The following is a 16,660-nucleotide window of genomic DNA, read 5'->3' as shown; positions in this document are numbered from 1 at the left end:
GGTGTCAACTGATCAGCCCACACCCCCCGCACCTTCCCCAGCCGTGCCGGGCGCTCCGTCCCGCGTGCTGACCGACCACGGTCGAGCCCTCGACACCGCCCTCCTGGGCGGTCCCCGGACGCTCACGATCGACGAGCTCGCCGAGAAGACCCATCTCAGCCACGACTTCCTCAAGACCTACTGGCAGGCCCTCGGTCTGCCGATCCTCGGGCCCGAGCAGGCCTCCTTCACCGAGGACGACGCCCAGGCGCTGCGTGACATCGCCGCGATCGCCGAGACCGAGCAGCTCTCGACACGCTCGCTGACCACTCTCGTGAGGTCTGTCGGCCACACGACCGAGCGCCTGGCTCTGTGGCAGGCCGAGGCCCTCGTCGAGCACATGGCCTCGCGCTACGAGCTCGACGACACGTCAGCACGCCTGCTCGTCCTCGAGAGGCTGCCGAGCCTCGCGCCGGTCCTCGAGGCCCAGCTGGTCCACGCCTGGCGACGCCAGGTCGCCGCGCTGGCCGGCCGCTGGTCGGTCGAGTTCTCCGACGCGCGGGCTGTCGACGAGACCGGGGCTGGGGAGCTGCCGCTCCCGCGCGCCGTCGGCTTCGCCGACATCGTCTCCTTCACCACCAGGACCGCCAGGCTGCGCTCCTCCGAGCTGTCGGACTTCGTCTCGGACTTCGAGGCCGGGGCCCGCGACGTCATCACCGCTGCCGGGGGGCGCGTGGTGAAGACGATCGGTGACGCGGTCCTGTTCATCGCCGACGACGTGCGGACAGGTGCGCAGGTAGCGCTCGGCCTCGCCCGCGCAGGCCGCGACGGCGAGCTCGAGAACGTCCCGCCGGTCCGGGTCTCGCTCGTCTGGGGCCGGGTGCTCTCCCGCTTCGGCGACGTGTTCGGGCCGTCGGTCAACCTGGCGGCCCGGCTCACGGCCGAGGCAGACCCGGGCACCGTGCTGCTCGACCCCGCGACAGCCGCGCTGCTCGCCGGGGACGCCGACTTCGCGCTGACCGAGAAGCCGCCGCGCGAGGTGCAGGGGCTCGGGCAGATCGCCCCCGTGCGCCTCCAGCGGGCGTACTCACCAGGATCCTGAGCGGGCGGTCCGCCGACGGCGCGTCTGCACAGCGCGTCGCGGCATGCCCCGCGAGGGCGGTCCGCCGGGGCGCGGCGGATCTGCCGGGCGAGCGCTAGAACAGCGCGTCGGGGACTGTGTCCCAGGCATCGGTCGGGGTCCCGCCGCCCGCACCGCCTGCGCTGCGCGGGCCGCTCGCGCCCGCGGCGACAGGGGCGAGCAGCTCGGGGCCGTGCGCGGCGACCCGGTTGACCGCCGTACTCACGCGATGGTGAGCCATCGCCGGGGGCGCTGTGCCCAGCACGTCGAGCGCGACGTCCACGCCCGCCACGGGGTCCAGCCAGGCGTCCCAGTGCTCGGGACGCAGGGCGACAGGCCGTCGCTCGTGGATCTCTGCGAGACCACCCGTCGCCGCGGCCGTGACGATGGTCGTCGTCGTCAACCACCTGTCGGGGTCGTCGGGCGAGCGGGTGGGGTCGCGCCAGAACTCGTAGAGCCCCGCGAAGGCCAGCACGGCGCCGTCGGCCGGGTGGATGTAGACGGGCTGCTTCGGGGCGCGTCCTGCACCTCGTGCCGTCGGACCCGTCGGCCCCGTCGGCAGCCACTCGTAGTAGCCGTCCGCGGGGACGAGGCACCGCCGTGACACGAGCGCCTCGCGGAAGGCAGGCTTCTCGGCGACGCTCTCCGACCGCGCGTTGATCATCTTCGCGCCACTCCTCGGGTCGCTGGACCACGACGGCACCAGTCCCCACCGCGCCAGCCGGAGCGACCGCTCGACGCTCTTCCGGGGACTGCCGGGGACGGACGACTCCCGGGCGCGGTCGACCACGATGCGGACGTCATCGGTCGGCGCCACGTTCCACGACGGTGGCAGCGTCGTGATCGGCTCGCCGAGCAGGACCCCCTGGATCACCCCGTGCACGGCGAAGGCGTCGGCGAGGTCCTGGGCCTGCCGGAACGAGGCGTAGCGTCCGCACATCGCACCAGGATCGCACCCCTGGCTGCCAGGTGGGAGCGCCGAGTGCCTCGAGCGCCTGACTCGTCCTCGTCAGGTCTCGTCTCCGGCTCGCCGCATCGCCCACCCACGACTGTCGGCCACCTGCCCGCCGTCCCCTTCACACTCTCTCCCAGGGCCGACCGGGTGACTCCCGAACTCTTCACCACATGACACCCACCCAGATGCTCGCCTCGGGAGGTCTGACAGGGCATGATCGTTCAGGACGGTCGAGCAGCGGTGGACCGGACGGGCAGTCCGCACCGCGCAGAGCACAGGAGGTCGGCGGTGAAGAGCCCCAGGGACGCATCGATGGTGGTCGCTGCCATCGTGTCGGCGGCCCTCGTGGTGGGCCTCGCGTCGATCACCTCCGGAGGTGCCGTGGCGAGCCTCGCACGGAGCGCAGACACCGAGACCACGGTCCAGGTCGACGAGACCGTCACCGCGACGCCCGAGCCCATCGAGCCCTCGGCCGAGGCGAAGGAACCCTCTCCCTCGACGGTGACCGTCGACCCTGACGCGACCGTCGAGGCCACTGGCTCTGAGCTCTCCGCGACCGACGTCGTGACGCCCTCCGACGTGCACACCTCCCGCGCTGACGCCCAGGCGCTCGCGGACCAGGTCGGCGAGGAGACAGGACGCACCGTCGTGCTGGTGTTCCAGGAGAAGACCGTCGACGGTCGCTCGACCACGTGGACGCACACCGAGATCCCTGGCCGGGCTCCCTTCGTCGCCTCCGAGGAAGACGTCTTGGTGAGCCGTGTCACGGAGTGGATCGACGCGCAGAAGGACCCCGAGGCCTTCGAGCTCATCGTCGACGAGTGATCGTCTCGGTCTGACCCGTCGTCGCCCCCGGCCCGCGCCTGGGTCATGGCGTAGCGAGGATGCTCCGACCCCTGCGGTTCACCCGCCGGTCTCTCTCGTGCCTGGTCGAATCGTTATGATCGACGGGTGACAGACCCGTCCAGCGCGAACGACAAGCCCCAGTACACCCCCAACGCCAAGTACGTCCTCATGCTCGGTGCGCTCGCGGCGCTGCCCGCGGTGACGACCGACATGTACCTGCCGTCCCTGCCGACGGTGGTCCAGGACCTCGGCACGACCGACACCGCCGTGCAGTTCACGATGTCCGGGATGCTCATCGGCGGCGCTGTGGGTCAGCTGGTCATCGGTCCGTTCTCCGACAGGTTCGGGCGACGGCTGCCGCTGCTCATCGGCATCACCCTGCACGTGGTCACCTCGTTGCTGTGCGCGATCGCGCCGAACATCGGCGCGCTGGTCGCGCTGCGGGTGCTCCAGGGGTTCTTCAACGCCGCGGCGTCGGTCGTCGCCATCGCGGTGATCCGTGACAGGTTCACCGGGTCGGAAGCGGCGAGGCTGCTGTCGAGGCTCATGCTGGTCATCGGGGTCGCGCCGCTGCTGGCCCCGAGCATCGGCCAGGCGATCGCCGGGACCTTCACCTGGCGAGCGGTGTTCCTGGCGCTCGCACTCATCGGTGCGCTGCTCGTGGTCATCGTCTGGTTCTGGATGCCGGAGACGCTGCCGCAGGAGCGCCGCCGGGTGGCAGGGTCCCAGGGAGCGCTGCGGTCCTACGCGGCGCTCCTGCGGGACAGGCGCTTCTTGGCCCTCGCGGTGCTCCCGGGCCTCGGCATGGCCGTGATCATGAGCTACGTCGTCGGCTCGCCCTTCGTGTTCCAGCAGGAGTACGGGCTGAGCCCGACGCAGTTCTCGCTGCTCTTCGCGGTCAACGGTGTCGCGCTGGTCCTCTCGGCGCAGCTCAACGCCAGCCTCGTGCGGCGGGTGGCCCCGATCAGGATCTTGCGGGTCGCGATCGTCGTCCAGCTGCTGCTCTCGCTCGTCCTGCTGGTGGTCGTCCTCACCGGGGTCGGGGGAGTGGTCGGGGTCCTCGTCGCGCTGTGGCTGGTGCTCGGCATGCAGGGGCTCATCCCGGCGAACGCGTCGGTCCTCGCGCTCGGTGGCTACGGGCACATGGCCGGGACGGCTGCTGCGCTCATCGGCTCGATGCAGGCGGGCATCGCTGGGGTCGTCAGCCCGATGGTCGGTGTGCTCGGCGGTGACTCGCTGGCCATGACGACGGTGATCATCAGCGTGATCGTCATCAGCCTCGTGGTGCTCGCGACAGCGACCCCGGCGTACCGCAAGGGCGGCTGGCACACGATCTGACGGGTGGGCACGGCCTGGCTGGCTGGCACCGTCTGACGCCGGAGCGCGGTGTCAGACCCGCCGGGCTCAGCGGCTGACGCAGAACTCGTTGCCCTCGGGGTCGGTCATGGTGATCCACGAGTGCGGCCCCTGCGACGCCGTGTGCAGGTAGGTCGCGCCGCGGGCCTCGAGGGCTGCGCGGACGGTCTCGAGGTCGTCGTCGCCGATCCTGACGTCGAGGTGCGTGCGGTTCTTCACGGTCTTCGCCTCGGGGACCCGCTGGAACAGCACGCGCGGGGTCCCGGGCGGCCCGTCGACGAGCCGGATGGCTGCGCCCTCGGCCCAGACGAGCACGCCGTGGTGCGTGGTCGTGTCGTCGAGGGACGCGTGGCCCTGGTCGATCATCGAGCGGATGAAGGCCTCGTCGCTCGGTTCGACGGACCACCCGAGGGTCTGCGCCCACCAGTCCGCGAGGGGGTGGGGAGCTGCGCAGTCGACGGTGACCTGGAAGGAATAGCTCACGGGGGGACGCTACTCCGGTGGGGTGCGTCAGGACAGGGCTCGGACGACCTCTCCGGCGGTCTCGAGCAGCGCGAGAGCCTCGGGCTGGTTGATCCGCGCGACGACCATCGCGCCGATGCTCAGCGAGGCCAGCACCCGCGCTGTGCTGTCGAGCTCGGGCTCGCTCAGCCCGGGGTGCCCGGCGGCGAGCGCCGTGCGCAGCGCGGCGGTCAGCTCGGAGCGGTAGCCGTCGACGACGTCACGGGCGGCGGGGTCCTGCGCGGCGAGACCGGCGGTGCTGTTGACGAGCAGGCACCCGCGACGCGGCGAGTCGTCGGGGAGCGCGGCCACGGCGGCGTGCAGCGAGGTGAAATATCCGAGCAGCGCCGCAGTGCCGGTGCTCGGTGCCACGAGCGGGGCGAGCCGTGGACGGATGACCGTCGTGAGGTAGTCCTCGACGGCTGCGTCGAAGAGCCCGCGCTTGCTGCCGAAGGCGTGATAGAGGCTCGACCTGTTGAGGCCTGTGCTCGCCTCGAGCTCGGAGAGCGAGGCGCCGTCGTAGCCGTGCTGCCAGAACACGTCGCGCGCGGCGCGGACGGCTGTGGTGGTGTCGAAGCTCTGCGTGCGACCCATGACGGTCTCTCTTCTCGTGCTCGGTGCTGCCTGTCCCCGCGTCGCGGGCGGCGACGGTCTGGGTGATGCTCGGAGCGGTGGTGTGACGGCCGTCGCGTCTGCGGCGACCCGGACCCTGCCCTATAGTGGAACGATCGGTTCACAATAGCAGAGGACGTTCATCATGACGCAGCCCGTCACCAGCACCCAGATCCAGCTCGTCTCCCGCCCAGAGGGCTGGCCGACGGCTGAGAACTTCCGCACCGTCACCGTCGAGCTCCCCGACCTCGCCGCGGGCGAGGTCCGCATCGAGAACGAGTTCATGTCGGTCGACCCGTACATGCGTGGTCGCATGAACGACGTGAAGTCCTACACGCCCCCCTTCGCCCTCGGCGAGACCATGACCGGTGGCGCTGTCGGCCGTGTGGTCGCCTCGACGTCGGACGACGTCCCCGTCGGGTCTGTCGTGGTGCACCAGCTCGGCTGGCGCGACGTCGCCCAGGGCCCGGCGGCAGGTGTGCGTGTCGTCCCCGAGGTCGACGGCATCCCCAGCTCGGCGTACCTCAGCGTGCTCGGCATGACAGCGCTGACCGCCTATGTCGGTCTCCTCGAGATCGCCCACCTGCGTGAGGGTGACACCGTCTTCGTCTCCGGCGCTGCTGGGGCCGTGGGCAGCATGGTCGGTCAGATCGCCCGCCTCAAGGGTGCTGCCCGCGTCGTCGGCTCGGCCGGGTCGGCCGAGAAGGTCGCGCTCCTCACCGAGCGCTACGGCTTCGACGCCGCCTTCAACTACAAGGACGGCGACGTCGCGGGCGAGCTCGCCGCCGCCGCCCCCGACGGCATCGACGTGTACTTCGACAATGTCGGCGGCGAGCACCTCGAGGCTGCCCTCGGTGCCTTCAAGGACGGCGGGCGCGCCGCACTCTGCGGTGCGATCTCGCAGTACAACACCACGGGCGAGGCCACAGGCCCGCGCAACATGGCGAACATCGTCACCCGCGGGCTGATGCTCCAGGGCTTCACCGTCGGCAACTACACGCAGCACTTCCCGGCCTTCATGGCCGACATGACCGCGTGGGTGACCGCCGGCGACGTCGTCTTCGACGAGACCGTGGTCGAGGGCCTGGACCACGCCGTCGACGCGTTCCTCGGCATGATGCGCGGCGAGAACGTGGGCAAGATGGTCGTCAAGACCGCACGCTGAGCGCCCCGAGCACCAGCACAGGCATCACCCGATCGACCACCGAGAAGGAGAACGTCATGAGCAGCGTCTTGTTCGTCGTCAGTGCCGCGCAGGGATGGACCCTCGCCGACGGCACGGTCCACCCGACAGGTTTCTGGGCCGAAGAGCTCGCCGAGCCGCACCGCCTGTTCACCGAGGCGGGCTGGGACATCACGATCGCGACGCCCGGCGCCGTGAAGCCGACCGTCGACGCCGGGAGCCTCGCGCCCCAGGCGACCGGCGGCGAGGAACGCTCCGCCGAGCTCGAGGCCTACCTCGCCTCGATCGACGACCGGCTCGCGTCGGTCGTCGACCTCGAGTCGGTCAGCGCGACCGACCACGACGTCGTGTTCTACCCCGGCGGCCACGCCCCGATGGAAGACCTCGCGGTCGACACGACCTCCGGAGCCCTCCTCACCACGGCGCTCGACGAGGGCATCCCGCTCGGGGTGCTCTGCCACGCACCGGCCGCTCTGCTCGCCGCGCGCCGGCAGGACGGGTCGTGGCCCTTCGCCGGGTACCGCATGACCTCCTTCACCGACGAGGAGGAGCGGATCGGCGGGCTCGCCGACAAGGCCCGCTGGCTCGTCGAGACCGAGCTCAGGGGCCGCGGCGCCGACTTCGTCGGCGGTGCGCCCTTCGAGCCGAACGTGCAGCAGGACCGCGGCCTGTACACCGGGCAGAACCCGTCGTCCTCGGTGCTGCTGGCCCGGACGCTCATCGAGTCGGCGGGCTGAGAGCTCCGCTCGTCAGAGCCGCTCTGACCACGGCTCTCAGCAGCGCCGCCCGGCGTGCAGCAGGCCACGACCGCGTCTCCCCTCACGAGGGGGAGGCGCGGTCTCTGCGTCGGGTGAGGTCGGGCTCCTCCGGTGTCTCTGCGACCTGCGGCCGCTGCGCGACACCCTGAGCCCCCGAGGCTTGCGCTGCTCGGGGTTCCTCTGGCCGCCCCGACGCCTCCGGTCCCTCGGGTGCAGCCTTGCGGGGCCGGAGCTGGGCGAGCACGAGCGAGGCGAGCACGATCCCGCCCCCGAGCAGCTGGAGCGCGGTGAGCCTCTGGTCGAGCACAGCCCAGCCGAGCACCGTCGCGACCACAGGGTTGAGCAGGCCGAGGAAGGTCACGTCGGTCGGTGGCAGCGCTCGCAGCCCGCGGAACCACAGGGCGTACCCGAGGACTGAACCGACGAGCGCGAGATAGGCGTAGCCGGCGACGTTCTCGCTCGTGAGGTGCGACGGCAGCCCCTCGACGACGAGGGCGAGCGGGAGGAGCACGAGACCGCCCGCGGTGAGCTGCCACCCCGTCGTGGCGAGCGACGACGCCGGGGAGACCCACCGCTTGGCGAGGATCACCCCGACAGACATCGAGACGGCCGCACCCGCCGCGGCGACGACACCGACGGCGTCGAGGTGGGTCTCGCCGCGCAGCACGAGCAGGCTGACGCCGACCACGCCGAGGACTGCCGCGACGAGGGTCCGGGCGGTGAGTCGCTGGCCGAGCACGACCACCGCGAGCAGGGCGACGATCAAGGGCTGGAGCGCACCGACCGCCGACGCGACGCCACCCGGGAGCCTGTACGCGGCGACGAAGAGCAGCGCGAAGAACCCGCCGATGTTGAGCGAGCCGAGCACGAGCGACCTCCACCACCACGCGCCGTGGGGGAGCTGCCGGGTGACGGCGACGAGCAGCAGGCCCGCCGGGAGGGCGCGGATGGCGCCGGCGAGGAACGGTCGGTCCGGGGGGAGCAGCTCGGAGGTGACCAGATAGGTCGTGGCCCAGACTGCGGGGGCGACGGAGGTTGCGAGCAGCATGCGGTGTCGTTTGCTTAGCACTAAGAGAAAGTATCACAGTGCTAAGACATCTCGGTCGACGCTGGTAGGTTGAGCGCGTGCCTGACCACGTCGACCACCTGCTCGCCCAGTGGGCCGTCGAGCGCCCCGACCTCGACGTCTCCGCGATGGGGGTCGTCGGGCGCCTCGCCCGCGTCCAGCGCCTCGTCGAGGCCGAGCTGCGGACGACCTTCGCCGCCCACGACCTCGACGCGTCCTCCTTCGACGTCCTCGCGACGCTGCGACGCAACGCCGCGGCCGGTGGGCTGACCCCTGCAGCCCTCATGCGGTCGGCGATGGTCACGTCAGGAGCGATCACGCAGCGCCTCGACAGGCTCGAAGAGCGCGGGCTGGTGCAGCGCTCACCCTCCGACGCCGACAGACGAAGCGTCCTCGTCCAGCTCACCGAGGCGGGTCGCGCCCTCGTCGACGACACGCTCCCGGACCACGTCGCGACCGAGGATCGGCTGCTCGCCGGGCTCGACGCCGAGCAGCGCGAGCTGCTCGCCAGCACGCTGCGGACCCTCCTCGAGCACCTCGGCGACGAGGCCTAGCACTCGGCTGCTGCTCACAGCAGATCTGCCTCGAGACGATCCGGCCCCGCAGCCGCGACCGCTGAGACACCGTGGGGTGCACACCCACCACCGAGGAGGACCCCGTGCACCTCACCAGCACCCACGACACCCCACCGTCCGGCGGCGGCGCACTCGCGGACAGGCTCACCAGCGGCCTGATGTTCCGCCGCGTCGTCGTGATCGGCCAAGAGGTCGACGACGACCTGGCCACCCGCGTCTGCAGCCAGCTCCTGCTGCTCTCCGCCGAAGACCCTCACGCCGACATCGTCCTGCTCATCGCCTCGCCCGGCGGCTCGGTGTCAGCCGGGCTCGCCATGTACGACGTCATGCGGCTGATCCCGAACGACGTGAGCACCGTCGCGCTCGGGACCGCCGCGAGCATGGGGCAGTTCTTGCTCTCCGCCGGGACCCGTGGCAAGCGCTTCGCCCTGCCGCACGCCCGCATCCTCATGCACCAGGGGTCGGCCGGTCTCCAGGGCACCGCCGTGGACATCGCGATCCAGGCCGAGAACCTCGAGCACACCAAGAAGGTCATGCTCACGCTGATCGCCGAGCACACGGGGCAGCCCTACGACAGGGTCGAGCGAGACTCGGACCGAGACAGGTGGTTCACGGCGCAGGAGGCACTGGACTACGGCTTCGTCGACGCCGTCGCGACAGACCTCGCGCAGGTGCTCCCAGCCCAGGGCCAGCGTCCCGCCGGCCTGGCAGGTGCCCGATGAGCGGGCAGTACACGATCCCGAGCGTCATCGAGAAGACCACGACGGGGGAGCGGGCCGCCGACGTCTACAGCCGCCTGCTCTCCGACAGGATCGTGTTCCTGGGCACGGAGATCGACGACGGCGTCGCGAACGTGGTCGTCGCCCAGCTCATCCACCTGGAGTCTGCTGCGCCCGACCTGCCCATCGAGCTCTACATCAACTCTCCAGGCGGCTCGGTCAGTGCCATGCTCGCGATCTACGACACCATCCAGTACCTGCGCGCCCCTGTCGGCACGGTGTGCGTCGGGCAGGCGGCGTCGTCGGCCGCGGTGCTGCTCGCCGCGGGCGAACCGGGGCGACGCGGCATCCTGCCCCACGCCCGCGTCCTGCTGCACCCGCCGTCGGTCAGCAGCGGTCGTGGAGCGCTGCCCGACCTGGAGATCCAGGCCAAGGAGATCCAGCGGGTCCGCGACGAGGTCGACCACATCCTCGCCGAGCACACGGGACAAGACCTCGCCGTGCTGCGGGCCGACACGTCGAGGGACCGGATCTTCACAGCCGGTCAGGCCGTCGCCTACGGGCTCGTCGACGAGGTCGTGGCGAGCCGGAAGGTCCGCGCTGGGGTGCGGTGACGCTCGTGCCGCGGCTGGTTCGGAGGAGGGAGCCGCCGGCCGTCGTCGGGGAGCGGGGCTGAACTCCAGGCCGCGGGCTCGACGTCGGACGGGCGGTCAGGCGGCCATGAGGCGGGCTCCGTCGCCTGTGCCCCGTGCGAGCGCCCCCGACACCCGCGAGGTCAGGTTGAGCAGCGTGAGCGACAGTGCGGACCCGATGGCCTCGAGCACCTCAGAGGACGGCTCTTTGCGACCGCGCTCGATCTCCGAGAGGTACTGGGTCGAGACCCCGGCACGACGGGCGACGTCGGCGAGCGTGCGTGACTGGGCCGTGCGCTCGCCGCGCAGCTCGTGACCGACGGCCTCGCGCCAGAGGAGCGAGGGGCCGGTGGCACGGGGAGTCGCGAGAGGAGTGTGGTCGGCACCGGCATCGCGGACCGGGGTCCGCTGGGCTTCCGCCGTGCCCTGCGTCGTCCGCCCCAGCTCCGCGGCAGGACGGACGGGGAAGGGGATCAGGGTTCCCACGGGGTCTCCTCGTCGTGCGGCTCGGTCCGGCTCTGCGCGTCCTGGTCCGAGCCTAGGGTGCCGGTGCGCCGCGACGATCCAGGCGGACGTCCGCCCGTGGTGAACAGCGCCACGGGCGGACGCCTCGGGTGGAGCTGGCTCTGTCTGGTGGTGACGTCTCCCCGCGCGACCCCGCCGGCTCGTCATCGCGGTGACCCGCACCGTGCGTCCCCCCGCTCCGGCCGGAGTCGCGTAACCTTGACGATCGTGGCTACCACCGACTTCGCATCAGAGATCAGCGCCCTGCGCGGCACCCTCGCGACCATCAGCGCCGTGACCGACCCGGAGGCGCTGAAGATCCGCATCGCCGAGCTCTCGGACCAGGCCTCCGCGCCTGACCTCTGGGACGACACCGAGGCAGCGCAGAAGGTGACGACAGCCCTGTCCCAGGCGCAGACCGAGCTCGACCGCATCGTGAACATGGAGTCGCGCATCGACGACCTCGAGGTGCTCGTCGAGATGGCGACCGAGGGTGAGGGCGCCGACGACGTCGAGACCCTCGAAGAGGCGCAGAAGGATCTCGACGGCATCCGCCGCGACCTCGGCGACCTCGAGGTCCGCACCCTGCTGTCGGGGGAGTGGGACGCCCGCGAGGCCGTCGTGAGCATCCGTGCAGGAGCCGGTGGCGTCGACGCCGCAGACTTCGCCGAGATGCTCATGCGCATGTACCTGCGCTGGGCCGAGCGCCACGGCTACCCGACCGCCGTGCTCGACACCTCCTACGCCGAGGAGGCCGGGCTCAAGTCCGCGACCTTCGAGGTCAAGGCCCCGTACGCCTTCGGCAACCTCTCCGTCGAGGCCGGCACGCACCGTCTCGTGCGCATCTCGCCCTTCGACAACCAGGGCCGCCGCCAGACCTCCTTCGCCGCCGTCGAGGTCATCCCGCTCATCGAGTCGACCGACCACGTCGACATCCCGGACAACGAGATCCGCGTCGACGTGTTCCGCTCGTCGGGCCCGGGTGGACAGTCCGTCAACACGACAGACTCCGCTGTGCGCCTCACGCACATCCCGACAGGGATCGTCGTGTCGATGCAGAACGAGAAGTCGCAGATCCAGAACCGTGCCGCTGCCATGCGCGTGCTCCAGTCCAGGCTGCTCCTCGAGCGCCAGGCGCAGGAGAAGGCCATGAAGAAGGAGATGGCCGGGGACGTCAAGGCCAGCTGGGGCGACCAGATGCGCTCCTACGTCCTCCAGCCGTACCAGATGGTCAAGGACCTGCGGACCGAGCACGAGGTCGGCAACACCTCGGCGGTCTTCGACGGTGAGATCGACGACTTCATCGAGGCCGGCATCCGCTGGCGCCGGTCGAAGTCCGACAGCTGACAGACAGCTGATCGGCAGCCGCCCGTCAGCCGAGCGTGATCTGAGGCCCGCAGCCGTCGGGCCGTGTCCAGACTGCTCCCAGGCTCGCCGCCGGGCGGCGTGTCGGGCGTGAGGTCCTGTGCAGGGGTGCATACTCTCGAACCGGTCTGCCCGCCCTGCGGGCAGCCGTGCTCGCCCCACCGAACGGAAGCCTGGGCCCAGTTGTGATTCGTTTTGAGAACGTCAGCAAGGTGTACGCGCGTGGTGCGCGGCCTGCGCTCGACGACGTCTCCCTCGAGGTGGAGCGCGGAGAGTTCGTGTTCCTCGTCGGTGCGTCCGGCTCGGGGAAGTCGACCTTCCTGCGCCTCGTGCTGCGCGAAGAGCGCGCGACCTCGGGCGAGGTCTTCGTCGCCGGCCGCAACATGCAGACCCTCTCCAACTGGAAGGTCCCCACGCTGCGCCGCCAGATCGGTGCGGTGTTCCAGGACTTCCGCCTGCTGCCCAACAAGACGGTCTTCGAGAACGTCGCCTTCGCGCTCCAGGTGATCGGCAAGCCGCGCCACCACATCATGACCACGGTCCCCGAGACCCTCGACATGGTCGGGCTCGCGGGCAAGGAGAAGCGCCGTCCGCACGAGCTCTCCGGTGGTGAGCAGCAGCGCGTGGCGATCGCCCGCGCCTTCGTGAACCGGCCCTCGATCCTGCTCTGCGACGAGCCGACAGGAAACCTCGACCCGACCACCTCGCTGGGCATCATGCGCCTGCTCGACAGGATCAACCGCACGGGCACGACCGTGGTCATGGCCACGCACGACGACGAGATCGTCGACCAGATGCGCAAGCGCGTCATCGAACTGTCCACGGGTGAGCTGGTCCGCGACCAGTCCCGTGGCGTCTACGGCTCTGCCCGCTGAGGGGATATCGGTGCGTTTCCAGTTCATTCTTTCCGAGATCGGGATCGGTCTCCGGCGCAACCTGTCGATGACCATCTCGGTCGTCCTCGTGACCTTCGTGTCCCTGACCTTCGTGGGTGCCGCCGTCCTGCTGCAGTCGCAGATCGGCAAGTTCAAGGGCGAGTGGTACGACAAGGTCGAGATCAGCGTCTTCCTCTGCCCACCCGGCTCGAGCCAGCCGACCTGTGCGGGCGGTGAGGCCACCAACGAGCAGATCGACTCGGTCCGCGCGGTGCTCGAGCAGCCCGACGTCGCGGCCGAGATCCAGAGCGTCACCTTCGAGAGCAAGGCCGAGGCCTGGGTGACGTTCTCGGAGCAGTTCGACGACCGCTGGTGGTTCAACACCGTGAGCGAGGACGACATGAACGCGTCGTTCCGCATCAAGCTCGTCGACCCCGAGCAGTACCAGGTGATCAACGACGTCCTCACCGGCAGGCCCGGTGTCGAGACCGTCAGCGACCAGCGGAGCATCTTCGAGCCCCTGTTCCTCGTGCTCAACCGCGCCACGCTGCTCTCCGCGGGCCTGGCCGGTGTCATGCTGCTCGCCGCGGTCCTGCTCATCACGACGACCATCCGGCTCTCCGCGCTCAGCCGCAAGCGCGAGACGGGCATCATGCGCCTGGTCGGGGCGTCCAACTTCTTCATCCAGCTGCCCTTCATGCTCGAGGGGGCGATCGCCGCGACGGTCGGTGCCCTCATGGCCGTGGGCGGGCTCTGGCTCGGCGTCAAGTACCTGGTCGAGGACTGGCTCGGCCAGTCCATGCAGTGGATCCCGTACGTCACGACCAGCGACGTGTGGGTGATCGCGCCGCTGCTCATCGGTGTCGCGTTCCTGCTGGCTGCCATCTCGTCGATCGTCACCCTGAGCCGCTACACGAAGGTCTGACACATGACTCGCCTGAGGTCCCTCTCCGCCGCACTGCTCTCGGTCGCCCTGCTGGTCGGCCTGAGCGTGATGCCCGCCTCCGCCGACGACCTGGACGACCGCCTCGCGGACGCACAGGCGAAGAAGGACGCGGCGAGCTCGGCGCTCACCGCCGTGAGCGACGACCTCGCCGAGACGGACGAGGCCCTCGCCCAGGCGTACATCGACCTGCAGACGATCGAGGCCGAGCTTCCCGTCGCGCAGGCGACCCTCGACAAGGCGAACGCTGCGTACGAGACCGCGCAGCGCGAGGCCGACAGCCTCGCGCAGCGGCTCACCGACGCCGAGGCCGAAGAGACCACGCTCGTCGACACCATCGCCGAGAACGAGACCGCGTCGACCGACGCGCACAACGCCGTCGCAGAGATGGCCCGGCAGGCCGCTCGCGGCGACCTCGGCATCTCGAGCCTCGAGTTCGTGGTGGGGGCCAAGACGACCGACGAGTTCGTCACGCAGTACAACATGTCGACCACGGCGCTGCGGACGCAGAACTCCTCCCTCGAGGACCTCCGCCAGACGCAGGCTGTCACGAGCAACACCCAGGTGCGTCTCGACGCCGTCAAGGACGCGATCAGCACCCTCAAGACCGACGCCGACGCCAAGCTCGTCGAGGCCGACGCGGCCAAGACCAGCGCTGCTGACGCGAAGACCGAGGTCGAGCGGCTCATCACCGAGCAGGCGTCCAAGAAGACGACCATCGAAGAACGCAAGAAGACCGAAGAGGCCCGCCAGGCCGAGCTCACCACGCAGAGCGACGACCTCACGTCGGAGATCCAGGACATCATCGGCCTCCAGGAGGCCGAGCGTGCCCGCATCGCCGCCGAGCAGGAGGCGCAGCGCAAGGCCGCCGAGGCCGCGCGCCCCGCGCCCTCGACCGGAGGCGCCGCACCCGCACCCGCGCCGGCTCCTGCGCCAGCCCCGGCGCCGCCGTCAGGTGGCTCGCTCTCGTACCCGACCGCTGTCCCGCACATCACGTCGAGCTACGGCTGGCGCCTGCACCCCGTGCTCGGCTACTACAGGCTCCACGCAGGCACCGACTTCCGCGCCTACTGCGGTACGCCGATCTACGCGGCGGCGAGCGGCACGGTCCAGTGGGCCACCTGGAAGAACGGCTTCGGCAACCAGGTTCTCCTCGACAACGGCAGCCGGAACGGCGCCAGCCTCATGACGAGCTACAACCACCTGACGAGCTTTGCCGTCTCGGGCGGCCAGAGCGTCTCGACCGGAGACCTCGTCGGGTACTCGGGCAACACGGGACTGGGGACCGCCTGCCACCTGCACTTCGAGGTGTACGTCAACGGCGGCACCGTCGACCCCATGACGATGCTGGGCTGAGAGCAAAACAGCTCGTCCCCCCTGCCCGGGTGATCTACCCTGGTGAGGCCCGTCGACCACGGGTCGGACGAGCAGGAGGTGTCATGGCCAAGGCGAAGATGTACCAGATCCCCGACGGATCGAAGCAGGGCAAGAAGGCCCCAGCCTCCTCGGGACCTGTCCGCTCGCTCATCGCGAGCAACAAGAAGGCGCGCCACGACTTCGCCATCGAAGACGTCTTCGAGGCCGGCATGGTCCTGTCCGGCACCGAGGTCAAGGCGCTGCGTGCAGGCCGTGCGTCGCTCGTCGACGGCTACGTGAACATCGAGGGCAACGAGGCGTGGCTCGAGGGAGCGCACATCTCGGAGTACGCCCACGGGACGTGGACGAACCACGCGCCTCGTCGCAAGCGCAAGCTGCTGCTGCACCGCTCGGAGATCGAACGCCTCGCGCAGGGCACGCGGGAGAAGGGCTTCACGATCGTCCCGCTCCAGATGTACTTCCTCGACGGGCGGGCCAAGGTCGAGATCGCGCTCGCGCGAGGCAAGAAGGAGTTCGACAAGCGTCAGACGCTGCGCGAGCAGCAGGACAACCGCGAGGCGCACCGCGCGATCCGTCAGCGCGAGCTGCGCTGAGGTCTCGGCTACGGTCGGCGACTCGTCAGCCGTGAGATAACGCTCCCAGCCTGGGCGGTGAAGAGCCCCGGGGCCTGTCGCGGGGCCCGCGGAGCGCCAGTGGGCGGGGCGCGGTCTACCGAGCGGTGTCCGGGACGCCCCAGTGTCCGCATCGCGCCGGTGTTCGCCCCAGGCGCACGATAATCCCGTGCGCCCGGGCCTCCTGGTCGCGTAGACTGGAGTCATCGCTGCGCGGGGTACTCGACCGGGCACGGTGCTTGAAAACTGCACACGGGGGTGATCGGTTTCGACGGTGGTCGTGTTTCGAGGAGAAGCGGGCCGAGGATGCAGACTTATCTCGTAAACGATGTCTGCAAAACAATAGGTGCCGATTCCAAGCGCACCGACTTCGCACTCGCCGCCTGAGCGAGTCCTGAAGTCCGTAAGCCCGGGGTAGCTTCCGCTCCGGTTCCTTGCGTCATCTAGGGAGCCACTGCTTGTAACGTTCGTCGTTGACGTTGCAGGGACTCTAAGACGACTGGGCCTGTCAGCTACGTGTCTGCGCGAGTGCTGAGGCCGAGAAAATCCACAGCAGACTGCGCCCGGAGAAGTCCTGGATTTGCGTCACCGGACCGGGGTTCGATTCCCCGCACCTCCACCACACCCCAGGTCTGCGCGAGCAGACCGTGCAGCACGCAGAAGAGGCGGCCACCCGACAGGGT

General features: G+C 70.2%; 18 protein-coding genes and 1 other RNA gene. 14 read left to right on the top strand and 5 right to left on the bottom strand.

Going from position 1 to position 16,660, the window contains the following annotated elements:
- The first annotated feature begins 1 nt into the window (after nucleotide 1).
- Nucleotides 2–1,081 (top strand): adenylate/guanylate cyclase domain-containing protein, encoded by a 1,080-nt coding sequence (locus HZZ10_RS15340; RefSeq protein ID WP_308507597.1) that lies wholly within the window; start codon nucleotides 2–4, stop codon nucleotides 1,079–1,081.
- A 94-nt stretch (nucleotides 1,082–1,175) separates the two neighbouring features.
- Here the strand turns inward: HZZ10_RS15340 and HZZ10_RS15335 are convergent, their stop codons facing one another.
- On the bottom strand, nucleotides 1,176–2,039 hold the full coding sequence (locus tag HZZ10_RS15335; protein WP_179914159.1) for an SOS response-associated peptidase: 864 nt from the start codon (nucleotides 2,037–2,039) through the stop codon (nucleotides 1,176–1,178).
- A 303-nt stretch (nucleotides 2,040–2,342) separates the two neighbouring features.
- On the opposite strand from HZZ10_RS15335, the gene HZZ10_RS15330 reads away from it, so the two are divergent.
- Both HZZ10_RS15330 and HZZ10_RS15325 read left to right on the top strand, forming a co-directional pair.
- Nucleotides 2,343–2,879 carry a hypothetical protein gene (locus HZZ10_RS15330; protein WP_156382674.1) on the top strand — a complete coding sequence of 179 codons (537 nt, stop codon included), beginning with the start codon at nucleotides 2,343–2,345 and terminating at the stop codon, nucleotides 2,877–2,879.
- A 126-nt stretch (nucleotides 2,880–3,005) separates the two neighbouring features.
- A complete protein-coding gene (locus HZZ10_RS15325; protein ID WP_056129602.1) occupies nucleotides 3,006–4,238 on the top strand; it encodes a multidrug effflux MFS transporter in 1,233 nt (410 codons plus the stop codon).
- Between the two features lie 66 nt (nucleotides 4,239–4,304).
- On the opposite strand, the gene HZZ10_RS15320 is transcribed toward HZZ10_RS15325, so the two are convergent.
- Together HZZ10_RS15320 and HZZ10_RS15315 are read right to left on the bottom strand one after the other, a co-directional pair.
- The gene (locus HZZ10_RS15320) at nucleotides 4,305–4,739 is read right to left on the bottom strand and encodes a VOC family protein (RefSeq protein WP_179914158.1); all 435 of its coding nucleotides are present in this window, start codon (nucleotides 4,737–4,739) and stop codon (nucleotides 4,305–4,307) included.
- Between the two features lie 27 nt (nucleotides 4,740–4,766).
- Nucleotides 4,767–5,351: a TetR/AcrR family transcriptional regulator gene (locus HZZ10_RS15315; RefSeq protein WP_056129608.1), complete on the bottom strand. Its 585-nt coding sequence runs from the start codon at nucleotides 5,349–5,351 to the stop codon at nucleotides 4,767–4,769.
- 163 nt (nucleotides 5,352–5,514) lie between these two features.
- Between HZZ10_RS15315 and HZZ10_RS15310 the strand changes: the two genes are divergently transcribed.
- Nucleotides 5,515–6,534, top strand: coding sequence for an NADP-dependent oxidoreductase (locus HZZ10_RS15310; protein WP_179914157.1), 1,020 nt, complete (start codon nucleotides 5,515–5,517; stop codon nucleotides 6,532–6,534).
- 56 nt (nucleotides 6,535–6,590) lie between these two features.
- A complete protein-coding gene (locus HZZ10_RS15305; RefSeq protein ID WP_179914156.1) occupies nucleotides 6,591–7,289 on the top strand; it encodes a type 1 glutamine amidotransferase domain-containing protein in 699 nt (232 codons plus the stop codon).
- Nucleotides 7,290–7,371: 82 nt separating this feature from the next.
- Here HZZ10_RS15305 and HZZ10_RS15300 read toward each other — a convergent pair whose 3' ends face one another.
- Nucleotides 7,372–8,358 (bottom strand): EamA family transporter, encoded by a 987-nt coding sequence (locus HZZ10_RS15300; protein WP_179914155.1) that lies wholly within the window; start codon nucleotides 8,356–8,358, stop codon nucleotides 7,372–7,374.
- A 77-nt stretch (nucleotides 8,359–8,435) separates the two neighbouring features.
- Here HZZ10_RS15300 and HZZ10_RS15295 point away from each other — a divergent pair, with 77 nt between their 5' ends.
- The 3 genes from HZZ10_RS15295 (at nucleotide 8,436) to HZZ10_RS15285 (ending at nucleotide 10,284) form a co-directional block, all read left to right on the top strand.
- Nucleotides 8,436–8,930 (top strand): MarR family winged helix-turn-helix transcriptional regulator, encoded by a 495-nt coding sequence (locus HZZ10_RS15295; protein ID WP_179914154.1) that lies wholly within the window; start codon nucleotides 8,436–8,438, stop codon nucleotides 8,928–8,930.
- A gap of 104 nt (nucleotides 8,931–9,034) precedes the next feature.
- A complete protein-coding gene (locus HZZ10_RS15290) occupies nucleotides 9,035–9,673 on the top strand; it encodes a ClpP family protease (protein ID WP_179914153.1) in 639 nt (212 codons plus the stop codon).
- Nucleotides 9,670–10,284 carry a ClpP family protease gene (locus HZZ10_RS15285; RefSeq protein ID WP_179914152.1) on the top strand — a complete coding sequence of 205 codons (615 nt, stop codon included), beginning with the start codon at nucleotides 9,670–9,672 and terminating at the stop codon, nucleotides 10,282–10,284. Before HZZ10_RS15290 ends, HZZ10_RS15285 begins: the two co-directional genes overlap by 4 nt.
- Nucleotides 10,285–10,380: 96 nt before the next feature.
- Here HZZ10_RS15285 and HZZ10_RS19880 read toward each other — a convergent pair whose 3' ends face one another.
- Entirely contained in the window at nucleotides 10,381–10,788 is a 408-nt protein-coding gene (locus tag HZZ10_RS19880; RefSeq protein ID WP_308507596.1) for a helix-turn-helix domain-containing protein, read from the bottom strand.
- A gap of 246 nt (nucleotides 10,789–11,034) precedes the next feature.
- On the opposite strand from HZZ10_RS19880, the gene prfB reads away from it, so the two are divergent.
- From prfB to ssrA, 6 genes are all read left to right on the top strand, one after another.
- Nucleotides 11,035–12,153 (top strand): peptide chain release factor 2, encoded by a 1,119-nt coding sequence (gene prfB, locus HZZ10_RS15275; RefSeq protein ID WP_056129618.1) that lies wholly within the window; start codon nucleotides 11,035–11,037, stop codon nucleotides 12,151–12,153.
- Between the two features lie 203 nt (nucleotides 12,154–12,356).
- Entirely contained in the window at nucleotides 12,357–13,046 is a 690-nt protein-coding gene (ftsE, locus tag HZZ10_RS15270; protein ID WP_056129621.1) for a cell division ATP-binding protein FtsE, read from the top strand.
- A gap of 10 nt (nucleotides 13,047–13,056) precedes the next feature.
- Complete coding sequence (ftsX, locus tag HZZ10_RS15265; protein ID WP_179914150.1) at nucleotides 13,057–13,971, top strand: permease-like cell division protein FtsX; 915 nt, start codon at nucleotides 13,057–13,059, stop codon at nucleotides 13,969–13,971.
- 3 nt (nucleotides 13,972–13,974) lie between these two features.
- Entirely contained in the window at nucleotides 13,975–15,345 is a 1,371-nt protein-coding gene (locus HZZ10_RS15260) for a M23 family metallopeptidase (protein ID WP_056129628.1), read from the top strand.
- An 83-nt stretch (nucleotides 15,346–15,428) separates the two neighbouring features.
- Entirely contained in the window at nucleotides 15,429–15,959 is a 531-nt protein-coding gene (gene smpB, locus HZZ10_RS15255) for an SsrA-binding protein SmpB (RefSeq protein WP_218928841.1), read from the top strand.
- 272 nt (nucleotides 15,960–16,231) lie between these two features.
- Nucleotides 16,232–16,599, top strand: a transfer-messenger RNA (tmRNA) gene (gene ssrA / locus HZZ10_RS15250).
- Nucleotides 16,600–16,660: the final 61 nt, after the last annotated feature.

Source organism: Sanguibacter inulinus (assembly GCF_013415325.1).
GTDB lineage: Bacteria > Actinomycetota > Actinomycetes > Actinomycetales > Cellulomonadaceae > Sanguibacter > Sanguibacter inulinus.
The sequence above is the reverse complement of the archived record's forward strand: the minus strand, read 5'-3'. Positions and strand labels throughout refer to the sequence as shown.